General features: G+C 37.1%; 29 protein-coding genes. 25 read left to right on the forward strand and 4 right to left on the reverse strand.

From position 1 onward, the window contains the following. Positions 1-20: 20 nt before the first annotated feature. On the forward strand, positions 21-734 hold the full coding sequence (sigK, locus tag BAQ48_RS22880; protein WP_000051382.1) for an RNA polymerase sporulation sigma factor SigK: 714 nt from the start codon (positions 21-23) through the stop codon (positions 732-734). Positions 735-1,022: 288 nt separating this feature from the next. Continuing rightward, on the forward strand, positions 1,023-1,811 hold the full coding sequence (locus BAQ48_RS22885; RefSeq protein ID WP_001254983.1) for a phosphatidylserine decarboxylase: 789 nt from the start codon (positions 1,023-1,025) through the stop codon (positions 1,809-1,811). A gap of 148 nt (positions 1,812-1,959) precedes the next feature. Here the strand turns inward: BAQ48_RS22885 and sda are convergent, their stop codons facing one another. Then, entirely contained in the window at positions 1,960-2,115 is a 156-nt protein-coding gene (gene sda / locus BAQ48_RS22890; protein ID WP_000850098.1) for a sporulation histidine kinase inhibitor Sda, read from the reverse strand. Between the two features lie 246 nt (positions 2,116-2,361). Between sda and BAQ48_RS22895 the strand changes: the two genes are divergently transcribed. The 8 genes from BAQ48_RS22895 to BAQ48_RS22930 all read left to right on the forward strand — a co-directional run bounded on the left by BAQ48_RS22895 (position 2,362) and on the right by BAQ48_RS22930 (position 7,499). Continuing rightward, on the forward strand, positions 2,362-2,874 hold the full coding sequence (locus BAQ48_RS22895; RefSeq protein WP_000765302.1) for a YqeG family HAD IIIA-type phosphatase: 513 nt from the start codon (positions 2,362-2,364) through the stop codon (positions 2,872-2,874). A 3-nt stretch (positions 2,875-2,877) separates the two neighbouring features. After that, complete coding sequence (yqeH, locus tag BAQ48_RS22900; protein WP_071712957.1) at positions 2,878-3,984, forward strand: ribosome biogenesis GTPase YqeH; 1,107 nt, start codon at positions 2,878-2,880, stop codon at positions 3,982-3,984. Between the two features lie 15 nt (positions 3,985-3,999). Next, complete coding sequence (aroE, locus tag BAQ48_RS22905; protein ID WP_071712958.1) at positions 4,000-4,833, forward strand: shikimate dehydrogenase; 834 nt, start codon at positions 4,000-4,002, stop codon at positions 4,831-4,833. A 5-nt stretch (positions 4,834-4,838) separates the two neighbouring features. Then, entirely contained in the window at positions 4,839-5,132 is a 294-nt protein-coding gene (yhbY, locus tag BAQ48_RS22910; protein WP_000955228.1) for a ribosome assembly RNA-binding protein YhbY, read from the forward strand. Positions 5,133-5,271: 139 nt separating this feature from the next. Further along, positions 5,272-5,841 carry a nicotinate-nucleotide adenylyltransferase gene (gene nadD / locus BAQ48_RS22915; RefSeq protein WP_071712959.1) on the forward strand — a complete coding sequence of 190 codons (570 nt, stop codon included), beginning with the start codon at positions 5,272-5,274 and terminating at the stop codon, positions 5,839-5,841. Then, the gene (gene yqeK, locus BAQ48_RS22920) at positions 5,831-6,400 is read left to right on the forward strand and encodes a bis(5'-nucleosyl)-tetraphosphatase (symmetrical) YqeK (protein ID WP_071712960.1); all 570 of its coding nucleotides are present in this window, start codon (positions 5,831-5,833) and stop codon (positions 6,398-6,400) included. The genes nadD and yqeK overlap by 11 nt, the downstream gene beginning before the upstream one ends. Then, entirely contained in the window at positions 6,397-6,753 is a 357-nt protein-coding gene (gene rsfS, locus BAQ48_RS22925) for a ribosome silencing factor (protein ID WP_071712961.1), read from the forward strand. The genes yqeK and rsfS overlap by 4 nt, the downstream gene beginning before the upstream one ends. Continuing rightward, positions 6,750-7,499 (forward strand): class I SAM-dependent methyltransferase, encoded by a 750-nt coding sequence (locus BAQ48_RS22930; RefSeq protein WP_071712962.1) that lies wholly within the window; start codon positions 6,750-6,752, stop codon positions 7,497-7,499. The genes rsfS and BAQ48_RS22930 overlap by 4 nt, the downstream gene beginning before the upstream one ends. A gap of 171 nt (positions 7,500-7,670) precedes the next feature. On the opposite strand, the gene comER is transcribed toward BAQ48_RS22930, so the two are convergent. Beyond that, positions 7,671-8,498 carry a late competence protein ComER gene (gene comER / locus BAQ48_RS22935; RefSeq protein WP_071712963.1) on the reverse strand — a complete coding sequence of 276 codons (828 nt, stop codon included), beginning with the start codon at positions 8,496-8,498 and terminating at the stop codon, positions 7,671-7,673. A 77-nt stretch (positions 8,499-8,575) separates the two neighbouring features. Between comER and BAQ48_RS22940 the strand changes: the two genes are divergently transcribed. The 3 genes from BAQ48_RS22940 to BAQ48_RS22950 all read left to right on the forward strand — a co-directional run bounded on the left by BAQ48_RS22940 (position 8,576) and on the right by BAQ48_RS22950 (position 12,132). Next, entirely contained in the window at positions 8,576-9,175 is a 600-nt protein-coding gene (locus BAQ48_RS22940; RefSeq protein ID WP_071712964.1) for a helix-hairpin-helix domain-containing protein, read from the forward strand. 63 nt (positions 9,176-9,238) lie between these two features. Next, a complete protein-coding gene (locus BAQ48_RS22945) occupies positions 9,239-9,796 on the forward strand; it encodes a ComE operon protein 2 (protein WP_071712965.1) in 558 nt (185 codons plus the stop codon). Positions 9,797-9,810: 14 nt separating this feature from the next. Further along, the gene (locus tag BAQ48_RS22950) at positions 9,811-12,132 is read left to right on the forward strand and encodes a DNA internalization-related competence protein ComEC/Rec2 (RefSeq protein ID WP_071712966.1); all 2,322 of its coding nucleotides are present in this window, start codon (positions 9,811-9,813) and stop codon (positions 12,130-12,132) included. Positions 12,133-12,163: 31 nt separating this feature from the next. Here the strand turns inward: BAQ48_RS22950 and BAQ48_RS22955 are convergent, their stop codons facing one another. Beyond that, positions 12,164-12,298 (reverse strand): YqzM family protein, encoded by a 135-nt coding sequence (locus BAQ48_RS22955; protein ID WP_000997609.1) that lies wholly within the window; start codon positions 12,296-12,298, stop codon positions 12,164-12,166. A 347-nt stretch (positions 12,299-12,645) separates the two neighbouring features. Here BAQ48_RS22955 and holA point away from each other — a divergent pair, with 347 nt between their 5' ends. Further along, on the forward strand, positions 12,646-13,656 hold the full coding sequence (holA, locus tag BAQ48_RS22960; protein WP_071712967.1) for a DNA polymerase III subunit delta: 1,011 nt from the start codon (positions 12,646-12,648) through the stop codon (positions 13,654-13,656). Between the two features lie 81 nt (positions 13,657-13,737). On the opposite strand, the gene rpsT is transcribed toward holA, so the two are convergent. Continuing rightward, positions 13,738-13,995, reverse strand: a complete 258-nt coding sequence (rpsT, locus tag BAQ48_RS22965) for a 30S ribosomal protein S20 (RefSeq protein WP_001274011.1) — start codon at positions 13,993-13,995, stop codon at positions 13,738-13,740. A 181-nt stretch (positions 13,996-14,176) separates the two neighbouring features. On the opposite strand from rpsT, the gene gpr reads away from it, so the two are divergent. The 11 genes from gpr (at position 14,177) to BAQ48_RS23020 (ending at position 26,246) form a co-directional block, all read left to right on the forward strand. Then, positions 14,177-15,280 carry a GPR endopeptidase gene (gene gpr, locus BAQ48_RS22970; protein WP_000662613.1) on the forward strand — a complete coding sequence of 368 codons (1,104 nt, stop codon included), beginning with the start codon at positions 14,177-14,179 and terminating at the stop codon, positions 15,278-15,280. Further along, positions 15,277-15,642, forward strand: a complete 366-nt coding sequence (locus BAQ48_RS22975; protein WP_079999681.1) for a YqxA family protein — start codon at positions 15,277-15,279, stop codon at positions 15,640-15,642. Before gpr ends, BAQ48_RS22975 begins: the two co-directional genes overlap by 4 nt. 210 nt (positions 15,643-15,852) lie before the next feature. Further along, positions 15,853-17,676, forward strand: a complete 1,824-nt coding sequence (gene lepA, locus BAQ48_RS22980; protein ID WP_001030958.1) for an elongation factor 4 — start codon at positions 15,853-15,855, stop codon at positions 17,674-17,676. Positions 17,677-17,806: 130 nt separating this feature from the next. Further along, positions 17,807-18,181, forward strand: coding sequence for a winged helix-turn-helix transcriptional regulator (locus tag BAQ48_RS22985; RefSeq protein ID WP_001293546.1), 375 nt, complete (start codon positions 17,807-17,809; stop codon positions 18,179-18,181). 51 nt (positions 18,182-18,232) lie between these two features. Beyond that, positions 18,233-19,372 carry a radical SAM family heme chaperone HemW gene (gene hemW, locus BAQ48_RS22990; protein WP_071712968.1) on the forward strand — a complete coding sequence of 380 codons (1,140 nt, stop codon included), beginning with the start codon at positions 18,233-18,235 and terminating at the stop codon, positions 19,370-19,372. A 133-nt stretch (positions 19,373-19,505) separates the two neighbouring features. After that, a complete protein-coding gene (gene hrcA, locus BAQ48_RS22995; protein WP_061658308.1) occupies positions 19,506-20,522 on the forward strand; it encodes a heat-inducible transcriptional repressor HrcA in 1,017 nt (338 codons plus the stop codon). A 114-nt stretch (positions 20,523-20,636) separates the two neighbouring features. Further along, entirely contained in the window at positions 20,637-21,203 is a 567-nt protein-coding gene (gene grpE / locus BAQ48_RS23000; protein WP_071712969.1) for a nucleotide exchange factor GrpE, read from the forward strand. Positions 21,204-21,229: 26 nt separating this feature from the next. Continuing rightward, positions 21,230-23,065, forward strand: coding sequence for a chaperone protein DnaK (gene dnaK / locus BAQ48_RS23005; RefSeq protein ID WP_000034698.1), 1,836 nt, complete (start codon positions 21,230-21,232; stop codon positions 23,063-23,065). Positions 23,066-23,269: 204 nt separating this feature from the next. Then, the gene (gene dnaJ, locus BAQ48_RS23010; protein ID WP_000043941.1) at positions 23,270-24,385 is read left to right on the forward strand and encodes a chaperone protein DnaJ; all 1,116 of its coding nucleotides are present in this window, start codon (positions 23,270-23,272) and stop codon (positions 24,383-24,385) included. A 28-nt stretch (positions 24,386-24,413) separates the two neighbouring features. Continuing rightward, on the forward strand, positions 24,414-25,352 hold the full coding sequence (gene prmA, locus BAQ48_RS23015; RefSeq protein WP_000872095.1) for a 50S ribosomal protein L11 methyltransferase: 939 nt from the start codon (positions 24,414-24,416) through the stop codon (positions 25,350-25,352). Positions 25,353-25,496: 144 nt separating this feature from the next. After that, complete coding sequence (locus tag BAQ48_RS23020) at positions 25,497-26,246, forward strand: 16S rRNA (uracil(1498)-N(3))-methyltransferase (RefSeq protein WP_071712970.1); 750 nt, start codon at positions 25,497-25,499, stop codon at positions 26,244-26,246. Positions 26,247-26,251 lie beyond the last annotated feature (5 nt).

The raw sequence follows: 26,251 nt of genomic DNA on the forward strand, positions 1-26,251 counted from the left end.
TTTTGGCGGAGGTGAAAGGTTTGAGTCTATTCGCCGCAATTGGATATATGGTTCGAGAAGTATTTGTCTTTGTTTCTTATGTGAAGAATAATGCGTTTCCACAGCCGTTATCATCAGATGATGAGAGAAAGTACTTAGAGTTAATGGAGCAAGGTGATGCTCAAGCGAGAAATCTTTTAATTGAACATAATTTACGGCTTGTAGCCCATATCGTTAAAAAATTTGAAAACACGGGTGAAGATGCAGAAGATTTAATTTCAATTGGTACAATTGGGCTTATTAAAGCGATCGAGAGTTATTCAGCAGGAAAAGGAACAAAGCTCGCAACGTATGCAGCACGCTGTATTGAAAATGAAATTTTGATGCATTTACGTGTGCTAAAAAAAACGAAAAAAGACGTTTCACTTCATGATCCGATCGGGCAAGATAAAGAGGGGAATGAAATATCGCTTATTGATATATTAAAATCAGAGTCTGAAGATGTAATCGATATGATTCAGCTTAGTATGGAGTTAGAAAAAATTAAAGAGTATATCGATATTTTAGATGAACGAGAAAAAGAAGTGATCGTGAAGCGTTTTGGGCTTGGACTGGATAAAGAAAAAACGCAGCGGGAGATTGCTAAGGCACTTGGTATTTCCAGAAGCTACGTATCAAGAATTGAAAAGCGCGCCTTAATGAAAATGTTTCATGAATTTGTGCGAGCTGAGAAAGAGAAAAAAGCAAAAGAATAATATATATTGCAAGCAGCCATATTTTAAAATTGGCTGCTTTTCTTTGTAAATAGGGAAAGAAAACGAGTTGTGATAAGAAGAAATGCATGTTCACTGTTGAAAATGAAGGATTCTATCTGTAATATTAGAAGGTGCTAAACAATTTAAGGATAATACTATACTTAGTTTTCTGTCTGTATAATGGGACAGCTCTATATGATATGTGGGAATAAGAACCAATTTTACATATGATATAGAAAGAAAAGAAGGGGAAACTAAAGTTATAGGCTGATTAGGAGGTTTCGCAATTTGCGACGTACATTATATCGACTTATGATCGAACTTACAAATGGTCGCTTTACTTCTTATATATTACGTAAATTTGCACAATCTCGTTTAAGCTCTATCATTATTCCATCATATGCGAAGGTTTTTAAACTTAATCAAGATGAGATGGAAAAGGGTTTGAAGGAATATAGAACATTGCATGAATTATTTACGCGTAGGCTAAAAGAAGGAAAGCGTAGTATTGATACAGATGCACGGAGTATCGTTAGCCCTGTTGATGGTGTTTTTGCTGATCACGGTCCGATTGAGGACACAAAAACATTTGATATTAAAGGAAAGCGTTATTCAATTGTGGATATGCTAGGTAATGAAGAGCGTGCAAAGCGATATGCAGGCGGTACATATATGGTTATTTATTTGAGCCCAAGTCATTATCATCGCATTCATAGCCCGCTTTCTGGTTCCGTGACTGAAAGATTTATACTCGGTAGAAAATCGTATCCGGTAAATGCTGCGGGTATGGAATACGGAAAAGAGCCGCTGTCAAAAAACTATCGTTCTGTTACAGAAGTGAATAGTGATGGCGAGCATATGGCGCTTGTAAAAGTAGGTGCTATGTTTGTGAATAGTATTGAGCTTTTGCATGAAAGAAGTACTGTTCAAAAAGGTGAAGAAATGGCATACTTTACATTTGGTTCAACAGTTGTGTTATTGTTTGAAAAAGATATGATAGAAGTAGTGCAAGGATTGAAGAGTGGACAAGAACTTCGTCTTGGTGAAAAAATTGCTACTCGATTAGCTCATAAGTAAAGACATTATATCGGTAAGTAAGAGTTATGGACAAAGATGCTTAATGATGAAAGCCCCCCTAGATGGGAGTACTTGTTTATTCGAGAGCCATCGCAGGATGGCTCTTTTTACAGGTGCGGACTGATTAAAGTTATCACTTTATATGTAATCAAGACGTTTTGACAAGCTTGTCCTCTAATGAGCGTCTAATCATTTCTTGTTTTATAAGTAAAATGAAGTCGGGATTTAATTTTAGTTCTTTTGCTTTATAATAAGACTCAGTGAGTAACTCAGTAGATAACTGTTCCATATGTTTTGTTTTCAAGGTGAGTCACCTCCTAATAATATAAGGATTGATTCGTTGTTGCATTTAATGTACCAAAAAAATATGACAGTCACAAACAAGGGGTTATCCACACACCTAGGTGGATAAAGTGTGTATAGATTGTTAGTAAATTCCAAATTAACTGGCAAATTAATGTGGAAAATGTGTACAATTTTATCCACAGGTTATATATCGAAAAATGTTGTCGAAAAATTTTATGAAAACTCCTCAAAGAGGTGAAAGAAATTGAAGTTATTTTTACCAAATGAATATGTGAAAAATGTATATCATGTTCAACCAGAAGATTTGAAAAAACGTGGAATTAAAGGCATTATTACAGATTTAGATAACACTTTAATTGAATGGGATCGCCCAAATGCAACGCCACAACTTGAAGAGTGGTTTTTGAAAATGAAAGAGCAAGGCATCCAAGTAACAGTTGTTTCAAATAATAATGAACAACGTGTGAAAGACTTTGCTGATCCATTAGGTATTCCATTTATTCATAGCGCTCGTAAACCATTTGTTCGCGCATTTAAGCGTGCGATACAAGAGATGAGTTTACAGCCAGATGAAGTTGTAGTGATTGGAGATCAATTACTAACGGATGTGCTTGGTGGAAATCGAGTGGGACTTCATACAATTTTAGTTGTACCGGTAGCACAAACGGACGGGTTAGTGACGCGCTTTAATCGGAAAATTGAACGACGAATTATGAGAAATATGAAGAAAAAAGGTTTAATCAACTGGGAGGAATAAAGTTTGACTGAAACAATTAAATGTATTGGTTGCGGTGTAGAAATTCAAACAGAAAATAAAAATGAAGTGGGATATGCTCCTACCTCATCTTTAGAGAAAGAACAAGTAATTTGTCAACGTTGTTTTCGCTTGAAGCATTACAATGAAATTCAAGATGTATCATTAACGGACGATGACTTCCTACGTATTCTAAATGGAATTGGAAAATCGGATGCACTAGTAGTTAAGATTGTAGACATTTTTGATTTTAATGGTAGCTGGTTACCTGGTTTACATCGTTTCGTAGGAAATAATAAAGTATTACTTGTTGGAAATAAAGCGGATTTAATTCCTAAGTCAGTAAAACATGATAAAGTAAAGCATTGGATGCGATATAGTGCAAAGCAGCTAGGATTAAAGCCAGAAGATGTTTTTTTAATTAGTGCAGCGAAGGGACAAGGGATTGCTGAGCTTGCGGATGCTATTGAGTATTATCGCGGTGGTAAAGATGTTTATGTTGTTGGATGTACGAATGTAGGGAAATCAACATTTATTAATCGTATGATTAAAGAATTTAGTGATGAGACTGAAAATGTAATTACAACATCTCATTTCCCTGGAACAACACTTGATTTAATTGATATTCCATTAGACGAAGAATCTTCTTTATATGATACGCCAGGTATTATTAATCACCATCAAATGGCTCATTATGTTGGAAAAGAAAGCTTAAAGCTTATTACACCAACAAAAGAAATTAAACCAATGGTGTTCCAATTAAATGAGGAACAAACGTTATTCTTTAGTGGATTGGCACGTTTTGATTATGTAAGTGGTGGTCGTCGTGCGTTTACTTGTCACTTCTCAAATCGTTTAACAATTCACCGTACAAAGCTTGAGAAAGCAGACGAATTGTATAAAAATCATGCTGGGGATTTACTAAGCCCGCCAACACCAGAAGAATTAGCGAATATGCCTGAACTAGTGAAATACGAGTTTAATATTCGTGAACCGAAAACGGATGTTGTATTTTCTGGATTAGGATGGGTTACTGTGAACGAACCAGGAGCAAAAATTGTTGCACACGTACCAAAGGGAGTAAGTGTTTCATTGCGTAAATCTTTAATTTAATATGGAGAGGGATTTATGAAACAATTATATGGTGTAATCGGAAATCCAATTGGACATTCATTATCACCCGTTATGCATAACGATGCATTTGAACACTTGAATATGGATGCCCATTATCATGCATTTCTTGTTGAAGAGGAAGTGCTAGGGGAAGCAGTAAGAGGTTTAAAAGCATTAGGTATTTCAGGATTTAATGTAACAACTCCGCACAAAGTTGCTATTATGGAGTATTTGGATGAGATTAATCCATTAGCGATGCAAATCGGTGCAGTAAATACAGTGGTTCATAAAGACGGGAAGTTGATTGGCTACAATACAGATGGAATTGGTTTTGTTCGAGCATTGCAATCCATTAGTAGTGAACCACTTCAAGGGAAACGTATTTTATTACTTGGCGCAGGTGGTGCTAGTCGAGCTATTTATTTTTCTCTTGCTGATATAGGTGTGAAAGAGATTGATGTAGCCAATCGCACAGTAGATAAGGCGGAAGAACTTATTGCTGCAGGTAAGGCTCATGTTACTTCTGTTGCTTTATCGCTAGAAAAAGCAACAGAAGAACAAGAGAATTATGATATTATCATTCAGACGACAACAATAGGTATGCATCCATACGTCGAACATACGCCATTACAAATTTGTTCGTTAAAAAAAGGAACGATTGTATCAGATATAATTTATAATCCATTTGAAACGAAAATTTTATGTGAGGCAAAAGAGCAAGGTGCAATCATTCAAAATGGTATTGATATGTTTGTTTATCAAGGGGCACTTGCATTTGAAATGTGGACAGGACGCATACCAAATATTGATCGAATGAAACAATTAGTTATAAAAAAGCTTGGAGGCTAACATATATGTTAACAGGAAAACAAAAAAGATTTTTACGTGCACAAGCACATCATTTAACACCAATTTTTCAAGTAGGAAAAGGCGGCGTAAATGAGAATATGGTGAAACAAATTGGAGAAGCGTTAGAAGTTCGTGAACTATTTAAAGTGAGCGTATTACAAAACTGTGAATTTGATCGTCGTGAAGTTGCAGAAGAGCTTGCACAAGGCGCACGTGCTGAAATCGTTCAAGTAATTGGAAGCACAATTGTGTTATACAAAGAATCAAGAGAAAATAAACAAATTAAGCTTCCTCGATAAAAAAGGTTAGCATGCGCTATTTTTATCGCTGATGCGTAATGATGTAGAGATCGAAACCAATTGAACTTTTATTAACAGTGAGCTCTCTTCGGATAGGAATGAAGAGAGTTACTGTATGTAAAAGGAAGGGGCGTTTCTTTTGAGAAAAATTGGCATCATTGGCGGTACATTTGACCCGCCTCATTATGGGCATTTACTAATTGCGAATGAAGTGTATCACGCTTTGAATCTGGAGGAGGTATGGTTCTTACCAAACCAAATTCCACCGCATAAACAAGGACGAAATATTACAAGTGTAGAAAGTCGCTTACATATGTTAGAACTTGCGACTGAGGAAGAAACACACTTTTCTATTTGTTTAGAAGAGCTGAATAGGAAGGGCCCATCTTATACATATGACACTATGTTACAATTGACGAAGAAGTATCCGGATGTGCAGTTTCACTTTATTATTGGTGGAGATATGGTTGAGTATTTACCGAAGTGGTATAACATTGAAGCGTTACTCGAGCTGGTTACGTTTGTTGGTGTTGCAAGACCTGGTTATACATTGCATACGCCTTATAATATCACTACGGTGGAAATTCCGGAGTTTGCAGTTTCTTCATCTTTACTACGTGAGAGATATAAAGAGAAGAAAACATGTAAATATTTACTTCCTGAAAAAGTACAGGTATATATCGAGAGGAATGGGTTGTATGAATCGTGAGAATGCACTTCATATTGTCAAACAACAAATGCATGAAAAACGTTATATACACACAATTGGTGTAATGGAGACAGCGATTGAGCTCGCTCAATTATACGGTGTGGATGAGAAGAAAGCAGAAGTGGCAGCTATATTCCATGATTATGCGAAATGTAGAGCAATTTCAGAGATGGAAGAGATTATTAAATGTGAAGATTTGCCGAAAGATCTACTTTGTTATAACAAAGAGTTATGGCACGCACCTGTTGGGGCATACTTAGTAGAAAAAGAAGTAGGTATTACGGATCCTGAAATCCTGCAAGCTATTACATATCATACAAGTGGTCATGAGAAAATGACGATGTTAGATAAAGTGATTTATGTAGCTGATTACATTGAGCCTGGGCGAAAGTTTCCAGGGGTGGAAGAAGCTCGTAAACTCGCATATACGGATATAAATCAAGCTTTATTATTTGCGTTAAAGCGAACAATTCAATTTTTAATGGAAAAAGATCAAACGATTTATCCATTAACATTCCAAACATATAATGCAGTTATCAAGGAGGAAATTATTAAATGAAAGATAAAGATTTATTAGTATTAGCAGCGAAAGCAGCTGATGATAAGAGAGCAGAAGATATGGTTGTCCTAAATATGCAAGGTATTTCACCAATTGCAGATTATTTCATTATTTGTCACGGTAACTCAGATAAACAAGTGCAAGCAATTGCGCGTGAAATTAAAGCAAAAGCACACGAGTTCGAAATCGACGTACAACGTATGGAAGGTTTTGACGAAGCGCGCTGGGTATTAGTTGATCTTGGAGATGTAGTTGCTCATGTATTCCATAAGGATGAGCGTAATCACTATAATTTAGAGCGTCTATGGGGCGATGTGCCACGTGAAGATATTACAGACGAGCTAGACCAATGAAATATGAACAATTTGCATTGTTGTACGACGAACTAATGAATGATGTCCCTTATGAAAAATGGGTAGAATTCACAGAGGAAAGTCTGCAGCAAGCGGATATGAAAGAGGCAAAGATTCTTGACGTAGCATGCGGTACTGGTAATGTAACCCTTCCGCTCGTACAAAAGGGTTACGATTTAATCGGTGTCGATCTTTCAGAAGAAATGTTAACGGTCGCTCAGCAAAAGTTAGGAGGAGAGGGATACTTTATTCCTTTTTACCAACAAGACATGCGAGAGCTTGATGTTCCAGGTGAATTTGATTGCGTAACCATCTTTTGTGATTCATTAAATTATGTATTGCAAGAAGAGGGAGTACAAGAAACGTTTAGAAGAGTGTTTCACCATTTACGTCAAGATGGTTTGTTTTTATTTGATGTGCATTCTTTGTATAAAATACATCATGTATTTCAAAATGAAACATACACAGTGAATGGAGAAGAAATCTCTCTTATTTGGAATTGCTTCCCCGGTGAAGAATCAAATAGTGTAGAGCATGATTTAACATTCTTTGTTCAAGATCCAGAAGAAGATGTGTACCATCGTTTTGACGAATGTCACGTGCAACGTGCATATCAGGTTGAAGAGTTGACAAAATGGCTTGAAGAGGCTGGTTTCACAGTGCTTCGCGTGACTGGTGACTTTGAGAGGCTGGAAGTTACAGAACAAACAGAGCGTATTTTCTTCATGGCGAAGAAAAACGGATAAAACAAAAGCAACCGAGAAGGTTGCTTTTGTTTTGTAAAGAAGATGTAATTTTTGATTTAAAATTATACGGAAATGATCTGCATAAAGTGTGGAAATACTTGTGTAAGTGGACGTGTACTATAAAAAAGTAGGTATTTATAAAAAGGATTTGGAATGATAGTGACGTATTTATTATGTGTGTTTATTGAATTGCTGATCAACGCATTTTAAATCCTCATCAAATTTCTCGTGTGTCCGTTCGATTAATTTATGAAACATATCCCCAACATGTTCTTCTAAAACACGAATACCTTCTCCTGTAACGCCGCCTTTCACACATACCTTTTCTTGTAAAGTAGGTAGTGTGAAAATCTCTTTTTCGAGTAATTTCCCCATTCCAACGACCATTTCACTTACTAAAGTAGTGGCTTCTTCATGTGTAATATTTGTTTTATCTACAGCAGCGTTAATAAAACATTGTAATAAATAACTAAAGAATGCAGGGCCGCAGCTTGCTATATCAGATGAAACGCGCGTTATATCTTCTTCTATTACAAGGGGAGTGGAAATGTTTTTGAATAGACGAAATAGTTTTTGTTGCCACTCTTCAGAGCATTTACTTCCGAATGTAAATAGTGATGCACCAGACAGGGCGCGGTTTGTAATGCTTGGAATAATACGTGCGACGTGGCATGGCACAAGTGTCTCTAATTGTGATGGAGATATCGGACTTGTGATAGAAACTAAGCACTTTTCATCAGAAAAATGTTCAGCATATTTTTGTAGGATAGGGTAAATATCTATCGGTTTTACACAAATAAAAATAAGATGTGACCGTTCAATTACTTCATCGATAGTTTTGGCTATATGAACAGAAGGGTGTTTTTCTTTTATATGATATGCTTTGGCGGGCGTTCGATTAATGATTGTAAGGCACGAAGGTTTGACAGCACGGGTTTCTAAAAATGCATCGATTAGTATATTCCCCATGTTTCCTGTCCCTATAATTCCTATGTTCAATGTTTCATCCCTCCTTCGTAACAGCTTTCTCCTAAACAATATGAATGATGTTATAAATTTATGATTAGAGGTGTAAAATGATGTGGGATTTTCCGAAGAAATGGTTAGGATTAGTAGCTATTATTGGTATTGCACTTTTTCTATTTTTCTGGAAAACGAACCAGCATACAGAAGGGTCAGTCATTGCAACGGATGTTCAAGCGAAAGAGATAGAGAAAAAAGGTAAACCGAAAATATCGGATACAAAAGAGCAGAAAAAAATAATTGTAATTGATATGAAAGGTGCTGTTGCTAAAGAGGGGGTGTATGAAATGAAAGTAGGGGACCGGGTCAAGGATGCCATTGAAAAGGCAGGTGGTTTTTTGCCAGAAGCAGATAGGAATAAGGTGAACTTAGCGCAAATGGTACAAGACCAAATGATCCTTTATGTACCAAATAAAAATGAACAAGTGCAAGAAGTAGCTGCTGTCTCAAAGGGAGATGGGAAAGTTCAAATAAATGCAGCTACTAAAGAACAACTTGAAAAAATTACAGGCATCGGTTCCCGAAAAGCAGAAAGTATTTTGAAATATCGAGAGGAACATGGTCCGTTCCAGAAAATAGAAGATTTATTAGAGATTGATGGGATTGGGGCGAAGTCTCTGGAAAAAATAAAAGATCAAATTATTATTCCGTAAAAGATTGACGAAGTTTTTCTTCTTTCGCTACACTACAAGTAGACAAAAAAGAAGGTGAAAAATATGGAACGAATTTCATGGGATCAATATTTTATGACACAAAGCCATCTGCTATCTTTACGTAGTACATGTACAAGGCTGGCGGTAGGGGCGACAATCGTTCGTGATAAACGAATTATTGCTGGTGGATATAATGGTTCAATTAAAGGTGGCGTACATTGTATAGATGATGGGTGTTACGTAATTGATAATCATTGTGTTCGAACGATTCATGCTGAAATGAATGCTTTGTTACAATGTGCAAAGTTTGGTGTGAAAACAGAGGAAGCGGAAATTTATGTTACGCATTTCCCTTGTTTACAATGCTGTAAGGCGATTATTCAAAGTGGTATTACAGCGGTTTATTATGCGCAGGATTATAAAAACCATCCGTATGCTGTAGAGTTATTTGAAAAAGCGAATATCACAGTGAAGCACGTTCCGCTAGAATATGATATTGTAGCTCTAGAAGAACAAAAGCGTCATATGGAGTTAAAAGAACTATTTGCATCTTTAGAAAAAGAGAACTTATCAATAGAAGAATTACAACATGTATTCACGCAGGCAAAAATGATGCTATAAGGAGTGAGTATGAGTTGCATGGACAATGGGGCTATGTTGCAATCTCGTTTGTGATGGGGATTGCAACTACCTTTTCCACGTCGGCTTTGTTGAGTGTTTGTTGTCTAGCTTCCTACGTTTTATTCTGTTTATATCGTACTTCTCGTAAAACCTTCCTTTTATGCGTGATAGCGTGTTTTAGTGGCGCTATGCACACTTCCTGTATCCAAGAAGAAAACAAGGCTCTAGGAGAGTCCTACGAAGTTACAAGAGGAGTGATACGAAACACGCCTCTTATTAATGGTGATCGTCTATCATTTCAATTTGAAGATCAGTATGGAAATATAGTGCAGTTAAGCTACAAAATTAAATCATCCTTGGAAAAGAAACAATTGCAACAATTATATGCAGGGGTATCATGTGTCTTCAAAGGTGAGAGGAAAGAACCACAAACAGCCAGAAATTTTCACGGTTTTAATTACCGTGATTATTTATATGAGCAAAATATTCATTTCATATTTGATGTTACAAATATTTCTGAATGTCATAAAACATCATTGTCACCGATGCAATGGATTCTTCTTTTGAGACAGCAAGCAATTTCCAAAGTTACTGAAATGTTCCCAGAACAATCAGGTGCTTTTATGAATGCATTGTTATTTGGTGATAGACAACAAATGACGTTTGAAGTTGAAGAGCAATATCAACAATTTGGACTTGTACATTTATTGGCGATTTCAGGTTCGCATATTGTATTGTTAATGGTGATCGTGTACTTTATTTTGCTGAGAAGTGGTGTGACGAGAGAGGTAGCAACCGTATGTCTTATTGTATGCATTCCTTTGTATATGATTTTAGCAGGGGCGTCACCTTCTGTTATAAGAGCTTCTATAACAGGGGTTTTATTACTGATCGCATTCATGTGCTCTATTCGTATATCTAGCTTAGATGCTTTAAGTGTAACGGCTATATGTATGCTTATATATGATCCGTATCTTGTTTTTAATATTGGATTTCAGTTTTCTTTTGTAGGCAGTTTGGCTTTACTGTTATCTGCCCCGTTATTACTAGGGAGTAGCAACGGAGTAATCCGAAACTCGATTTACATTTCTATTATTTCACAGCTCGTTAGTACTCCAATTCTGTTATATCATTTCGGTTATTTTTCTCCATATAGTATTCTCCTCAATCTCCTATACGTTCCGTTTTTATCTATAATTGTATTACCGTGTAGCATTATTATTCTGATTTGTATGCCGATTATCCCATTTCTCGCAAAAGGACTTGCGAATGTACTTTCAATGGGTTTAAGTATTTCAAATGATTTTCTAAGTTACTGTGAAATTTTTCCGTTTACTCGGCTTGTTTTTGGACAAACATCTATACTTCTTGTAGCTATATATTTTGTAATTATTGTTAGTATATTGATAGTTTGGGAAAGGGGAATGTCGAAAAGGATTGTGTCCATAGTTGTGGGGGTATTTCTTTTCGTTTGTGCGTGTCATTATGCCTATCCATATTTTCGTGAAAGTGGTAGCGTTACATTTATTGATGTTGGACAAGGTGATGCAATCTTAATTCGTCTTCCATATGATAAAGGTGTTTATCTTATTGACACAGGTGGAACACTTCAACTCAATAAAGAAGAATGGCAAAGGAAAAAACATGAATTTTCTATTGGAAAAGATATTTTAATCCCTTTTTTACAAAAAGAAGGCATCAAAGCAATTGATAAATTAATCGTAACGCATGGAGATGCGGATCATATAGGTGCTGCGCAAGATTTATTATCATATATAACTGTAAAGGAAGTTGTATTTGGCCAGAAAGAACAAGATGCAATATTAGAAAAAGTATTAAAGAAAAAGGCGTTAGAAAAGAACGTGAAAATAAGTGAAGTGGCGGAAGGAGAAAGCTGGAGTGTGAATGGAGCGGAGTTTTTTGTACTAGCTCCAAATGGAAAGAAGTCTAATGAAAATGATGCCTCAATTGTAATATGGGCGAAATTTGGAGGGGTAACGTGGTTGTTTACAGGAGATTTAGAAGAAGGTGGAGAGAATCGTTTAGTATCAAACTATCCTGTATTGCGGGCAGATGTATTAAAGGTTGCGCATCATGGGAGTAATACGTCATCTATATCCTCTTTTTTAAGCCTCATACAGCCTAGTGTAGCGATTATTTCTGTAGGAGAACGCAATAGATATGGGCACCCGCATAAGGAAGTTATAGAGCGTTTTGAGAAGATGGGTATTGAAATATGGCGCACAGATCAGCAAGGTGCTATTTCTTATGTTTTTAAAGGGGGAAATGGAACCTTTAAAAGTAAAATCACATATGATGAAACACATACTAGATGAAAAAGAGAAGACTGCCATGAAGTGGCAGTCTTTAGGAACCAATAAATTTAATAACTGTGGCAATAATGAAAAGTGTTGCGAAAAAACCAAATGAGACGATAAATCCTACCCCTGAATCAATAGCGTCATTGCGTTTGCTTTGAACATTTTGTTCAAAATCATTCATTTAGAATCCCTCCCCAACATTCCACTTTAGTATAAAATATTGTCAGAAAAAAATCTACAATTTCCATGTGAAGAGAAATAGAGTGTTTTTATTACTTTTCATTCGTTAAGTGACGTGAGTTTTTTATTTCCAAGCATGTTAACAGTTGGCACTTATACTCGGATTTTTATTGCGAACAATAAAGGGAAGGTGATTACCGCACACCAATAAGAAACCCGGGGCTTATTGCGTGGCGTTTAATATAAATAAAGGGACGGGTTATACAGCCTGTTCCTTTGTACTTGTAAAACAAAAGCTAGGGCATTAGTATAAATATATATTGCCAAGTTAGGGAGTAGGAAAAAAGTATGAGTGATATACATAAAAAAATTAAAAAGAAGCAGTTTGCTCCGTTGTATTTACTGTATGGAACGGAAGTGTTTTTTATAAATGAAACGATTAAGCTTATTACAACAGAGGCGCTTGAAGAGGAAGATCGTGAGTTTAATGTTGTGACATATGATTTAGAAGAAGCGTATTTAGAAGATGTGGTTGAGGATGCACGTACACTTCCTTTTTTTGGAGAACGTAAAGTGTTATTAATAAAATCACCACTATTTTTAACTTCACAAAAAGAAAAGTTAGAGCAAAATATAAAAATTTTAGAAGAATATATTGGGGAGCCTTCTCCATTTTCTATTCTTGTTTTTGTTGCGCCTTACGAAAAACTTGATGAACGAAAAAAAATTACAAAACTATTAAAGAAAACAGCGGATATAGTAGAAGCGAATGCGATGCAGGTGCAGGATGTTCAGAAGTGGATTGTTGCTCGTGCAGATGAAGTGCATGTACACATCGATAATGCAGCTGTTAGTTTGTTGTTAGAGCTGGTAGGAAGTAATGTAACGATGTTGGCGAAGGAAATGGACAAGTTAACGTTATATGTCGGTATGGGCGGAGAGATTACACCGAAACTTGTTACGGAACTTGTGCCGAAATCAGTAGAACAAAATGTGTTTGCTTTAACGGAAAAAGTGGTAAAAAAAGATATCGCGGGTGCGATGGAAATATTGGATGGGTTATTTACGCAACAGGAAGAACCGATTAAACTGCTTGCGTTATTAGTGAGTCAATTCCGCTTGCTACATCAAGTAAAAGAGTTACAACAGCGCGGTTATGGACAGAATCAAATCGCGTCTCATATTGGTGTACATCCGTATCGTGTAAAGTTAGCGATGAATCAAACGAAGTTTTTCTCTTTTGAAGAATTAAAAAAAGTAATTATAGAATTAGCGGAAGCTGATTATAGTATGAAAACGGGGAAAATGGATAAGAAACTTGTGCTTGAGTTTTTCTTAATGCGGTTAAATCATATGTGATGAAACAAAAAGTTCACGTGCTTAGCACGTGAACTTTTTGTATATAAAAAAACGATCCGAATGGATCGTTTTTTAAACGCCTTACGCGTTTACTTGTTTCGCTAAGCGAGATTTTTGACGAGCTGCAGCGTTTTGGTGGATAAGACCTTTACGAGCTGCTTTGTCAAGTTTTTTAGAAGCAGTTTTGAAAGCTTCTTTAGCATTTTCAAGATCGTTATTAGTAACTAAAGCTTCTACAGTTTTAACAGCAGAACGCATGTCAGACTTGATAGAAGCGTTATGTGCACGACGCTCTTCGCTAAGTTTAGCGCGTTTGATAGCAGATTTGATGTTTGCCATACTTTTCACCTCCCTGGTGCAATCGAATGACTCGATTCTTAACATAGAACAAGTGATATTCTATCAAACGGTGAAGAGAATTGCAATAGTATATCAATGAAATTTCACGTAAAGGAAAGAATGACCTTATATAACTTTGGGAAATCTAACGATATTTACTATGAATTACGGAGGAGATACGATGAAAGAACCATTAGATTTAAGTAAATATAGTATTAGAACTGACCTAGCTGTAGAGGCGCATCAAATGTTGCAAGAGCGTCAAGAAGAACAGAATGGGATACAAGGAGTTATTGTAAAAGAGAGGGAAGAAGAAGGTGTTACAGTTACAAAAGTAACGATTGATGAAGTTGCATCTGAATCGATGGGTAAAAAACCTGGGAATTATTTAACTCTTGAGGTGCAAGGTATACGCCAACAAGATACGGAACTGCAACAAAAGGTAGAGCGTATTTTTGCAAAAGAATTTTCTTATTTTTTAGAAGAAGTTGGTGTTACGAAAGAAGCGAGTTGTTTAATCGTCGGTCTTGGGAATTGGAATGTAACGCCAGATGCACTTGGACCTATAGTTGTAGAGAATGTATTGGTAACGAGACATTTGTTTCAATTGCAGCCTGAAAGTGTGGAAGAAGGATTTAGGCCTGTTAGTGCAATCAGGCCGGGAGTAATGGGGATTACAGGAATTGAAACAAGCGATGTTATTTATGGGATCATTGAGAAGACAAAGCCAGACTTTGTCATTGCAATCGATGCATTAGCTGCTCGTTCTATTGAAAGGGTAAATAGTACAATACAAATTTCTGATACAGGAATTCATCCAGGGTCTGGTGTTGGGAATAAACGTAAGGAGCTAAGTAAAGAAACGTTAGGTATTCCTGTTATCGCAATTGGTGTTCCAACTGTAGTTGATGCCGTTTCGATTACAAGTGATACGATTGATTTTATTTTGAAGCATTTTGGAAGAGAGATGAAAGAGGGACATAAGCCGTCACGATCTTTATTACCTGCGGGATTTTCATTTGGAGAAAAGAAAAAACTAACAGAAGAAGATATGCCGGATGAAAAGAGTCGGAATATGTTTTTAGGAGCTGTTGGTACGTTGGAAGATGAAGAGAAGAGGAAATTAATTTATGAGGTGCTATCTCCTCTTGGTCATAATTTAATGGTGACTCCAAAGGAGGTAGATGCCTTTATAGAAGATATGGCAAATGTAATAGCCAGTGGTTTAAATGCGGCGCTGCATCATCAAATTGACCAAGATAATACAGGGGCATATACACATTGATGGGAAGAGATGATAACAGTTTAAGTCGCTTTACACTTTTGTGTATATGTAGTGCATCCTTATGCTTACTTATGATGATAGCGGGGGTGGCGCTTGCTAATCATGGTTTGAAAAGTATGAAAGGTTATCAGCAGCTGTCGTACGAACAAGTAGCTCATATGACAGGAACGGAAGGTGAGGCTGCTGAATCAGAAATTTTGGGAAGTTCGTTTTCAACTGTTGAAAAACAAAAACAATTAGAAAGTTTAAGAAGTTTTAATGTCGTAGAAGGAATGGGTATGGCAATAGCGAGTGTTGCTTATGAAATGACAAAGTTTGGGACAGATATAGTTGTTGGGAAAGTAAAAGAAATTTTTAGTTAAGAGTCAAACGGAGGACGGTTGTTTTACATATTTGTAAGACAGCCGTTTTTTAATTTGAAAAAGGTTTGTCTCTTATGGTTTGTTCGCATAAGATATAGATAGAATGATTTGTATTGTAAGCAGCACGAGTTTTCATTGAATCTTTGCTGCTCTATTGATATAATCAGTGCTAGTGTATATTGGCGAGACTATTAGGAGTTGAGAACATAGATGAACAAAGAAGAAAGAGCAAAAAGACAGTCCAAAATCCGTAATTTCTCTATCATTGCTCATATTGACCACGGAAAGTCAACGTTAGCAGACCGTATTTTAGAGAAAACAAACGCGTTAACACAACGTGAAATGAAAGCTCAATTGCTTGACTCTATGGATTTAGAGCGTGAGCGTGGTATTACAATTAAATTAAACGCAGTACAATTAAACTATACAGCAAAAGACGGTGAAGAGTATATTCTTCACTTAATTGATACACCAGGACACGTCGACTTTACGTACGAAGTATCTCGTAGTTTAGCGGCTTGTGAAGGCGCGATTCTTGTAGTAGATGCAGCGCAAGGTATTGAAGCGCAAACGTTAGCAAACGTATACTTAGCGCTTGATAATAATTTAGAAATCCTACCGGTTATTAATAAAATCGACTTACCAAGTGCAGACCCAGAACGTGTGCGCCAAGAGGTAGAAGATGTAATTGGTTTAGATGCATCAGAAGCAGTACTTGCTTCAGCAAAAGCTGGAATCGGTATTGAAGAAATTTTAGAACAAATCGTTGAAAAAGTACCAGCACCAACAGGTGATTCGGAAGATCCGTTACAATGTATGATTTTCGACTCTTTATATGACCCATACCGCGGTGTAATTGCTTACATCCGTGTTGTAAATGGAACGGTAAAAGTTGGCGATAAAGTACGTATGATGGCAACGGGTAAAGAATTTGAAGTAACAGAAGTAGGTGTATTTACGCCGAAAACAACGCAGCGTGACGAATTAACGGTAGGGGATGTAGGTTTCTTAGCAGCATCTATTAAAAACGTAGGCGATACACGTGTTGGTGATACGATTACACACGCGAAACGTCCGGCTACAGAGGCGTTAGCAGGTTACCGTAAATTAAACCCAATGGTATTCTGTGGTTTATATCCGATTGATTCTGCGCGTTACAACGACTTACGTGATGCATTAGAGAAACTAGAATTGAATGATTCTGCTCTTGAGTTTGAACCAGAAACATCTCAAGCGCTAGGATTTGGTTTCCGTTGTGGTTTCTTAGGACTTCTTCACATGGAAATCATTCAAGAACGTATTGAACGTGAATTTAAGATTGATTTAATTACAACAGCACCAAGCGTTATTTATAAAGTTTATTTAACAAACGGTGAAGATGTTATTGTTGATAATCCATCTAATATGCCAGATCCGCAGTCTATCGATCGTGTAGAAGAGCCGTTTGTGAAAGCTTCGATTATGGTTCCGAATGACTATGTTGGAGCTGTAATGGAAATTTGCCAAGGTAAACGTGGAACGTTTATTGATATGCAATATTTAGATGAAACACGTGTTACATTGACATATGACATCCCGTTATCAGAGATCGTATATGATTTCTTCGATCAATTGAAATCAAATACGAAAGGATATGCATCATTTGATTACGAGTTAATTGGTTATAAACCATCTAAACTTGTGAAAATGGATATTCTTTTAAATAATGAACAAGTGGATGCTCTATCATTTATCGTACACCGTGATTCAGCGTATGACCGTGGTAAAGTGATTGTAGAGAAATTAAAAGAGTTAATTCCAAGACAACAGTTCGAAGTGCCAATTCAGGCGACTATCGGAAACAAAGTTGTAGCACGTTCTACAATTAAGGCGATGCGTAAAAACGTACTTGCGAAATGTTACGGCGGTGACATTTCTCGTAAGCGTAAACTTCTTGATAAGCAAAAAGAAGGTAAAAAACGTATGAAGTCTGTTGGTTCTGTAGAAGTACCGCAAGAGGCATTCATGGCTGTACTGAAAATGGATGACAACTAATATTTGAAATAAAAAAGAAGTCGTTTATGCGGCTTCTTTTTTCTGTATAATTACTTTTTAGACATCTTAGCATCTCTCATTTACAATAGTGAGAGAGCTTTTTAGTTCATACAGAGTTAGGAGATTGTTAATGTCCGAAAATATTCGAAAAGATATTCAAGAGAAAATACAAAATGGTAATTTTAATTGTGAAAAGGAATTGACGCTTTCTATTATTAGTGGAAAGTGGAAAGTTGTGATACTGTGGCATCTTGGTGTAGAAGGGCCTCATCGTTTTAGTGAATTACAACGATTATTCCCAAGCATTTCTCATAAAGTTTTGTCGAATCAATTAAAAGAGTTAATGGAGGATGGGATTGTTGATCGAACAGTGTATCCTGAAATTCCTCCTCGCGTTGAGTATTATATGACGGAACTAGGCATGTCACTGTTACCAATCGTTGAAATGATGTATGATTGGGGAAAAATGCGAATGGAACAAATTCGTAATACGTTAGAGAAGTAAAGAATCCTCCGGAGTGCGGAGGTTTTCTTTTTAGAAAGGTAGGAGTTATATTTGGTGCAAGCTGCATATATTCATATTCCGTTTTGTCAGCACATTTGTCACTATTGTGATTTTAATAAAGTGTTTATTGAACGCCAACCGGTTGATCAATATTTAGAGTATTTAGAGAAGGAAATAATAAACACGGTTCAAAAAGTGCCGTTTGATAGTATGAAAACGATTTTTGTGGGCGGTGGAACTCCGACAGCGTTAAATATGGAACAGACGAAAAAATTACTCGATATTATTAACCGTCGTTTACGTCCGTTTGCTCCGAATTGTGAACTAACATTTGAAGCGAATCCAGGTGATTTACCGAAAGAGAAGTTAAATGTATTGTTAGAAGGTGGAGTGAACAGAATTAGTTTTGGTGTACAAACGTTCCGTGATGAACTGCTTGAGAAAATTGGACGCAAGCATACGAGGGAAGATGCGTTTGTAGCAATTCGAGAAGCGCAGGAAGTGGGCTTCAAAAATATAAATGTAGATATTATTTATGCTTTACCAGGACAAACGATAGAAGATGTAAAAGAAACATTAGACATTGCTTTTACGCTTGGTGTACAACATTTCTCGGCATACTCATTAATTGTGGAACCGAAAACTGTGTTTTATAACTTAATGAATAAAGGGAAATTAAGACTTCCAGGTGAAGACCATGAAGCGAAAATGTACGAAATGGTAATGGATGAAATGGAGAAACACGGCTATACCCAGTATGAAATTAGTAATTTCTCAAAAGGTGATAATGAAAGTAGACATAACCTCACATACTGGAATAATGAAGAGTATTATGGATTTGGAGCTGGAGCGCATAGTTATGTAAATGGAGAACGTATTCAAAATGTAGGGCCACTCAAGCAATATTTCAATAAAATTGATGAAACCGGATTTCCGTATTTAGATGTTCACGTGGTGACGGAGAAAGAAAAAATGGAAGAAGAGTTGTTCTTAGGACTTCGAAAAACAAAAGGTGTATCTAAAATAGCATTTCAAAAGAAATTTAAGATGGAGATGGATCAAGTTTTCGCGAAGCAGTTACAAAACAACCAAGAACAAGGATTGCTTGAAGAGAGCGATGGATATGTTCGTTTAACGCGAAAAGGAAAATTATTAGGGAATGAAGTATTCCAATCATTTTTGATTGACTAATTAAATGTTCCATTAACGTGAAAAAGTTTCATTATTTCGTGACGTTTCCGTTGACAATTGAATGTCAATTTTGGTAAGTTATTAATAGATTTAGCACTCGAAGACAAAGAGTGCTAACAGAGGTGATGATGAGATGCTTACGGAACGTCAGCTCTTAATTTTACAAACAATTATTGATGACTTTATTGGATCAGCGCAACCTGTTGGGTCGAGGACGTTGGCTAAGAAAGATGAAATTACGTTTAGTTCAGCTACTATTCGAAATGAAATGGCTGATTTAGAGGAGCTAGGATTTATTGAGAAAACACACAGTTCTTCTGGACGTGTTCCTTCTGAGAAAGGATACCGATTTTATGTAGACCATCTTTTAGCGCCGCAAAACTTACCAAACGATGAAATTGTACAAATTAAAGATTTATTTGCTGAAAGAATTTTTGAAGCGGAAAAGATTGCACAGCAATCGGCTCAAATTTTATCAGAGCTTACAAATTATACGGCCATTGTTCTTGGACCGAAGTTAAGCACAAATAAACTTAAAAACGTACAAATTGTTCCGCTTGATCGTCAAACTGCAGTCGCTATTATTGTAACGGATACAGGGCATGTACAAAGCAAAACGATTACCGTTCCGGAATCTGTTGATTTATCAGATTTAGAAAAAATGGTTAATATTTTAAATGAAAAGCTATCAGGCGTACCAATGTCAGAACTCCATAATAAAATCTTTAAGGAGATTGTTACGGTATTGCGTGGGTATGTTCATAATTACGATAGTGCAATAAAAATGTTAGATGGTACATTTCAAGTTCCTTTATCGGAAAAGATATACTTTGGAGGAAAAGCAAATATGCTTTCGCAACCAGAGTTCCATGACATTCACAAAGTAAGATCCTTGCTGACGATGATTGATAACGAAGCTGAGTTTTATGATATTTTGCGTCATAAACAAGTAGGCATTCAAGTGAAAATTGGTAGGGAAAACTCTGCGACAGCCATGGAAGATTGTAGTTTAATTTCTGCAACATATTCGATTGGAGAAGAACAGCTTGGAACAATTGCTATTTTAGGTCCGACAAGAATGCAATACTCTCGGGTAATTAGTTTGTTACAATTATTTACGAGACAATTTACAGATGGACTTAAAAAGTAAATGAGAGTAATACATTCGCTCAAGTGATGAACTTTTCATTGCTGTGTGTAATATATAATGCTTAGGTAATTGTGTTTAACATGGTACCTAATACCTTTTAAGGAGGTGAATATTGTGGAAGAGCGTAACGAACAAGTGGTAGAAGAAGTAAAAGAAGCGCAAGTTGAAGAAGCTGTCACGCCAGAAAACAGTGAAGAAACTGTAGAAGCAAAAAGTGAGGCTGCTCTTTTACAAGAAAAAGTAGATGAGCTACAAGCGAAACTAACGGAAACGGAAGGTCGCACATTACGTCTACAAGCTGATTTTGAAAATTATAAGCGCCGTGTTCAAATGGATAAACAGGCTGCTGAAAAATATAGAGCACAAAGTCTAGTTTCAGATATTTTGCCAGCTCTTGATAATTTTGAAAGAGCAATGCAAGTGGAAGCAGCTGACGAGCAAACGAAGTCCTTATTACAAGGTATGGAAATGGTGCATCGTCAATTGCTAGAAGCGCTGACTAAAGAAGGTGTTGAAGTGATTGAGGCTGTTGGTAAACAGTTTGATCCTAATGAGCACCAAGCTATTATGCAAGTGGAAGACAGTGAATTTGAATCAAACGCGGTTGTGGAGGAATTCCAAAAAGGTTATAAACTAAAAGATCGTGTGATTCGCCCATCAATGGTAAAAGTAAATCAATAATTTACATAAAAGTAGGAGGATTCGCCATGAGTAAAATTATCGGTATTGACTTAGGTACAACAAACTCTTGTGTAGCTGTTATGGAAGGTGGAGAACCAAAGGTTATCCCAAATCCAGAAGGAAATCGTACAACACCTTCTGTTGTAGCTTTCAAAAATGAAGAGCGTCAAGTTGGGGAAGTTGCAAAGCGTCAAGCAATTACAAACCCAAATACAATCATGTCTGTTAAACGTCATATGGGTACAGACTACAAAGTAGAAGTTGAAGGTAAAGATTATACACCTCAAGAGATTTCTGCAATTATTTTACAAAACTTAAAAGCTTCTGCTGAAGCATACTTAGGTGAAACAGTAACGAAAGCTGTTATTACAGTACCTGCATACTTCAACGATGCAGAACGTCAAGCAACAAAAGATGCTGGTCGTATCGCTGGTTTAGAAGTTGAGCGTATCATTAACGAACCAACAGCTGCAGCGCTTGCTTACGGTTTAGAAAAACAAGATGAAGAGCAAAAAATCTTAGTATATGACTTAGGTGGCGGTACATTTGACGTATCTATCCTTGAGTTAGCAGACGGAACATTCGAAGTTATTTCAACTGCTGGTGACAACCGTCTTGGTGGAGATGACTTTGACCAAGTTATTATTGACCACTTAGTGGCTGAGTTCAAAAAAGAAAACAACATTGATTTAAGCCAAGATAAAATGGCACTTCAACGTTTGAAAGATGCAGCTGAAAAAGCGAAAAAAGATCTTTCTGGCGTAACACAAACACAAATTTCATTACCATTCATTAGTGCTGGAGCTGCTGGTCCATTACACTTAGAATTAACATTAACAAGAGCGAAATTCGAAGAGCTTTCAGCAGGACTTGTTGAAAGAACTCTAGAGCCAACTCGTCGTGCATTAAAAGATGCTGGTTTTGCTCCAAGCGAATTAGATAAAGTTATCCTTGTTGGTGGATCTACTCGTATCCCAGCTGTACAAGAAGCTATTAAACGTGAAACTGGTAAAGAACCATATAAAGGTGTAAACCCTGATGAAGTTGTAGCATTAGGTGCTGCAGTTCAAGGTGGCGTACTTACTGGTGATGTAGAAGGCGTACTATTATTAGACGTAACTCCACTTTCTTTAGGTATTGAAACTATGGGTGGTGTGTTCACGAAATTAATCGAGCGTAACACTACAATTCCAACAAGTAAGTCACAAGTATTCTCAACAGCTGCTGATAACCAACCAGCTGTAGACATTCACGTATTACAAGGTGAGCGTCCAATGTCAGCTGACAACAAAACGCTAGGTCGTTTCCAATTAACAGACCTTCCACCAGCACCACGTGGTATTCCACAAATCGAAGTAACATTCGATATTGATGCGAACGGTATCGTTAACGTGCGTGCAAAAGACTTAGGAACAAGCAAAGAGCAAGCTATTACAATCCAATCTTCTTCAGGTCTTTCTGATGAAGAAGTAGATCGTATGGTACAAGAAGCAGAAGCAAATGCTGACGCTGACCAAAAACGTAAGGAAGAAGTTGAACTTCGTAACGAAGCTGATCAACTTGTATTCCAAACAGACAAAGTTGTAAAAGATTTAGAAGGTAAAGTAGATGCAGCTGAAGTAGCAAAAGCAACAGAAGCGAAAGAAGCATTACAAGCGGCAATCGAGAAAAACGAACTTGAAGAAATCCGTGCGAAAAAAGACGCTTTACAAGAAATCGTACAACAATTAAGTGTTAAATTATACGAGCAAGCTCAAGCAGCTGCAGGGCAAGCGGAAGGTGCACAAGGAGCACAAGACGCTGGTGCGAAGAAAGACAATGTAGTTGATGCTGAGTTTGAAGAAGTAAAAGAAGACAAGTAATTCAACTGTAAACATAATAAGTAAGATGACAAAAAGTCAAAGTCAAGCGTGCCTTGGCTTTGGCTTTTTTCATGAATGAGGAGAAATGTGTGAGGAGCTTAAGTTTTTTATTTTGCATACTGTAAGTGAGGAAACTTTGTTGCAAAGCACTTTCTTTCGGTGTTAAAATTACGTTTATGTGAAAGATTCGGGGGTTGCAAATTTATGAGTAAACGAGATTATTATGAGGTCCTTGGACTTAGCAAGGGCGCTTCAAAAGATGAAATTAAAAAAGCGTATCGTCGTTTGGCTAAAAAATACCATCCAGACGTAAGTAAAGAAGAGAATGCTATTGAAAAGTTCAAAGAAGTACAAGAAGCATATGAAGTATTAAGTGATGATCAAAAGCGTGCGCAGTACGATCAATTTGGTCATGCTGGTGCGAATCAAGGTTTCGGTGGCTTTGGCGGCGGAGGAGACTTCGGTGGTGGCTTCGGTTTTGAAGATATCTTTAGTTCATTCTTTGGTGGTGGTGGCGGCAGACGTCGTGATCCAAATGCTCCGCGCCAAGGTGATGACTTACAATATCAAGTTACTTTAGAGTTTGAAGAAGCTATTTTTGGTAAAGAGCTAAATGTCGAGATTCCAGTAGAAGATCCATGCGATACTTGTAAAGGTAGTGGAGCAAAACCAGGAACTTCAAAAGAAACATGTAAACATTGTTCAGGATCAGGGCAAGTAAGTGTAGAACAAAATACACCGTTTGGTCGTATTGTGAACCGTCAAGCTTGTGGTCATTGTTCAGGAACTGGTCAAATGATTAAAGAAAAATGTACGACATGTCACGGTTCTGGTAAAGTACGTAAACGTAAAAAAATTAACGTTAAAATTCCAGCGGGTATCGATAATGGCCAACAAATTCGTGTAACTGGAAAAGGTGAAGCGGGCGTAAATGGCGGACCAGCAGGAGATTTATATGTTGTCGTTCATGTACGAAATCATGAATTCTTCGAGCGTGAAGGAGATCACATTATTTGCGAAATGCCATTAACATTTGCGCAAATGGCACTTGGTGCGGAAGTGGAAGTTCCTACTGTTCATGGTAAAGTGAAGCTGAAAATTCCAGCAGGAACACAAACAGGAACAGAATTCCGCTTAAAAGGAAAAGGAGCTCCGAACGTACGTGGTTACGGTCAAGGGGATCAATATGTAGTCGTTCGTGTTGTTGTACCGACGAAATTAACTTCACATCAAAAAGATTTATTACGTGAATTCGCGGGACAAGAAGAGCAGGATGATAGTTTATTCGGAAAGCTTAAACGTGCTTTCAAAGGGGAATAATGGAAATAAAAAATGGAGTTGGTAAATTGTGAAATGGTCAGAAATTAGTATTCATACAACAGAAGAAGCAGTAGAAGCTGTCTCTCATATTTTACATGAAGCTGGTGCTAGCGGAGTTGCGATTGAGGACCCAGCGGAATTGACGAAAGAGCGCGAGCAACAATATGGTGAAATTTATGCATTGAACCCAGATGAATATCCGGCGGAGGGTGTATTAATAAAAGCATACTTCCCGCAAACGGATTCTTTACATGAAACGATTGCAGGTGTAAAATCATCTATTGATATGCTTCCATCTTACGACATCGAAATTGGTACTGGAAATATTACCGTTAACGAAGTCAATGAAGAAGATTGGGCTACTGCTTGGAAAAAATATTACCATCCAGTACAAATTTCTGATACATTCACAATTGTGCCAACGTGGGAAGAATATACACCGTCTTCTCCGGATGAAAAAATCATTGAATTAGATCCAGGTATGGCGTTTGGAACAGGAACGCATCCAACAACAACGATGTGTATTCGTGCTTTAGAAAAAACAGTTCAGCCAGGTGACACTATCATTGATGTAGGAACAGGTTCTGGTGTACTTAGTATTGCAGCGGCAAAATTAGGTGCGTCTGCTGTTCAAGCATATGATTTAGATCCAGTTGCAGTGGAAAGTGCAGAAATGAATGTACGTTTAAATAAAACAGATGACATCGTGTCTGTTGGGCAAAATAGTCTTTTAGAGGGCATTGAAGGTCCTGTTGATTTAATCGTAGCTAATTTACTGGCAGAAATTATTCTTTTATTCCCTGAAGATGCAGCACGAGTTGTGAAATCAGGCGGATTATTTATTACATCGGGCATTATTGCTGCGAAAGAAAAAGTGATTTCTGAAGCGTTAGAAAAAGCTGGATTTACAATTGAAGAAGTGTTACGAATGGAAGATTGGGTAGCAATTATTGCACGAAATGCGTAATATAGATTTTAGTTTATAATGAAAAGGGGAGTCTCTCACTATAAGGTGAGGGACTTGCCGTTTGTTATATGAAAAATGATAACGTTTCGTTCTTTTCGTAAGTGTTGGCTTACGAAAGGAACGAAACTCTACTAAGGTGATTATATGCAACGTTATTTTGTAGAAGAGAAATATGTAAATGAGACAAGTATTCGCATTGTAGGTGATGACGTACATCATATCGCAAGAGTGATGCGTATGTCAGCTGGTGATCATATTTATTGCTGTGTAAACGGAAAAACAGCAGTATGTTCAATTGATGAAATTACCAGTGAATTTATTAATACGGCTATTGTAGAATGGGTAGAGGCGTCAAGTGAACTTCCTGTTTTCGTGACGATTGCAAGTGGACTGCCAAAAGGAGACAAGTTAGAGTTAATTTTTCAAAAAGGAACTGAGCTTGGGGCAGCTGCATTCTTACCATTTCAAGCATCTCGTTCTATCGTAAAATGGGATGCGAAAAAAGCTGATAAAAAAGTTGAGCGTTTGAAAAAAATTGTGAAAGAAGCTGCGGAACAGTCACATAGAAGTGAAGTTCCAGAAGTACATGCTCCGGCATCGTTTAAGCAATTGCTTTCAATGAGTAATGAGTATGATGTTTGTCTTGTTGCCTATGAGGAGGAAGCAAAGCAAGGTGAGAAATCCAATTTTGCGAAAGCTTTAACGACGATGAAACCAGGCCAAAAACTATTAATTGTATTTGGACCAGAAGGTGGCTTAGCCGAGGAAGAGATTGCTATGCTTCGTGAACATAAATTTGTACCATGTAGTTTAGGACCGAGAATTTTAAGAACAGAGACAGCGCCGCTATATGCGCTAAGTGCTGCTTCGTATCATTTTGAATTGATGGGGTGATGATC

It is taken from the genome of Bacillus luti (assembly GCF_001884105.1).
Lineage (GTDB): Bacteria > Bacillota > Bacilli > Bacillales > Bacillaceae_G > Bacillus_A > Bacillus_A luti.

What these genes read in the sequence shown, in the direction of transcription:
- hrcA (WP_061658308.1), top strand. Translation starts at nt 19,506, where the DNA reads ATGCTTACGGAACGTCAGCTCTTAATTTTACAAACAATTATTGATGAC.
- aroE (WP_071712958.1), top strand. Translation starts at nt 4,000, where the DNA reads ATGAAACAATTATATGGTGTAATCGGAAATCCAATTGGACATTCATTA.
- dnaK (WP_000034698.1), top strand. Translation starts at nt 21,230, where the DNA reads ATGAGTAAAATTATCGGTATTGACTTAGGTACAACAAACTCTTGTGTA.
- holA (WP_071712967.1), top strand. Translation starts at nt 12,646, where the DNA reads ATGAGTGATATACATAAAAAAATTAAAAAGAAGCAGTTTGCTCCGTTG.
- rsfS (WP_071712961.1), top strand. Translation starts at nt 6,397, where the DNA reads ATGAAAGATAAAGATTTATTAGTATTAGCAGCGAAAGCAGCTGATGAT.
- yqeK (WP_071712960.1), top strand. Translation starts at nt 5,831, where the DNA reads ATGAATCGTGAGAATGCACTTCATATTGTCAAACAACAAATGCATGAA.
- rpsT (WP_001274011.1), bottom strand. Translation starts at nt 13,995, where the DNA reads ATGGCAAACATCAAATCTGCTATCAAACGCGCTAAACTTAGCGAAGAG.
- BAQ48_RS22945 (WP_071712965.1), top strand. Translation starts at nt 9,239, where the DNA reads ATGGAACGAATTTCATGGGATCAATATTTTATGACACAAAGCCATCTG.
- BAQ48_RS22985 (WP_001293546.1), top strand. Translation starts at nt 17,807, where the DNA reads ATGTCCGAAAATATTCGAAAAGATATTCAAGAGAAAATACAAAATGGT.
- lepA (WP_001030958.1), top strand. Translation starts at nt 15,853, where the DNA reads ATGAACAAAGAAGAAAGAGCAAAAAGACAGTCCAAAATCCGTAATTTC.
- BAQ48_RS22955 (WP_000997609.1), bottom strand. Translation starts at nt 12,298, where the DNA reads ATGAATGATTTTGAACAAAATGTTCAAAGCAAACGCAATGACGCTATT.
- yhbY (WP_000955228.1), top strand. Translation starts at nt 4,839, where the DNA reads ATGTTAACAGGAAAACAAAAAAGATTTTTACGTGCACAAGCACATCAT.
- dnaJ (WP_000043941.1), top strand. Translation starts at nt 23,270, where the DNA reads ATGAGTAAACGAGATTATTATGAGGTCCTTGGACTTAGCAAGGGCGCT.
- BAQ48_RS22930 (WP_071712962.1), top strand. Translation starts at nt 6,750, where the DNA reads ATGAAATATGAACAATTTGCATTGTTGTACGACGAACTAATGAATGAT.
- BAQ48_RS22940 (WP_071712964.1), top strand. Translation starts at nt 8,576, where the DNA reads ATGATGTGGGATTTTCCGAAGAAATGGTTAGGATTAGTAGCTATTATT.
- gpr (WP_000662613.1), top strand. Translation starts at nt 14,177, where the DNA reads ATGAAAGAACCATTAGATTTAAGTAAATATAGTATTAGAACTGACCTA.
- BAQ48_RS23020 (WP_071712970.1), top strand. Translation starts at nt 25,497, where the DNA reads ATGCAACGTTATTTTGTAGAAGAGAAATATGTAAATGAGACAAGTATT.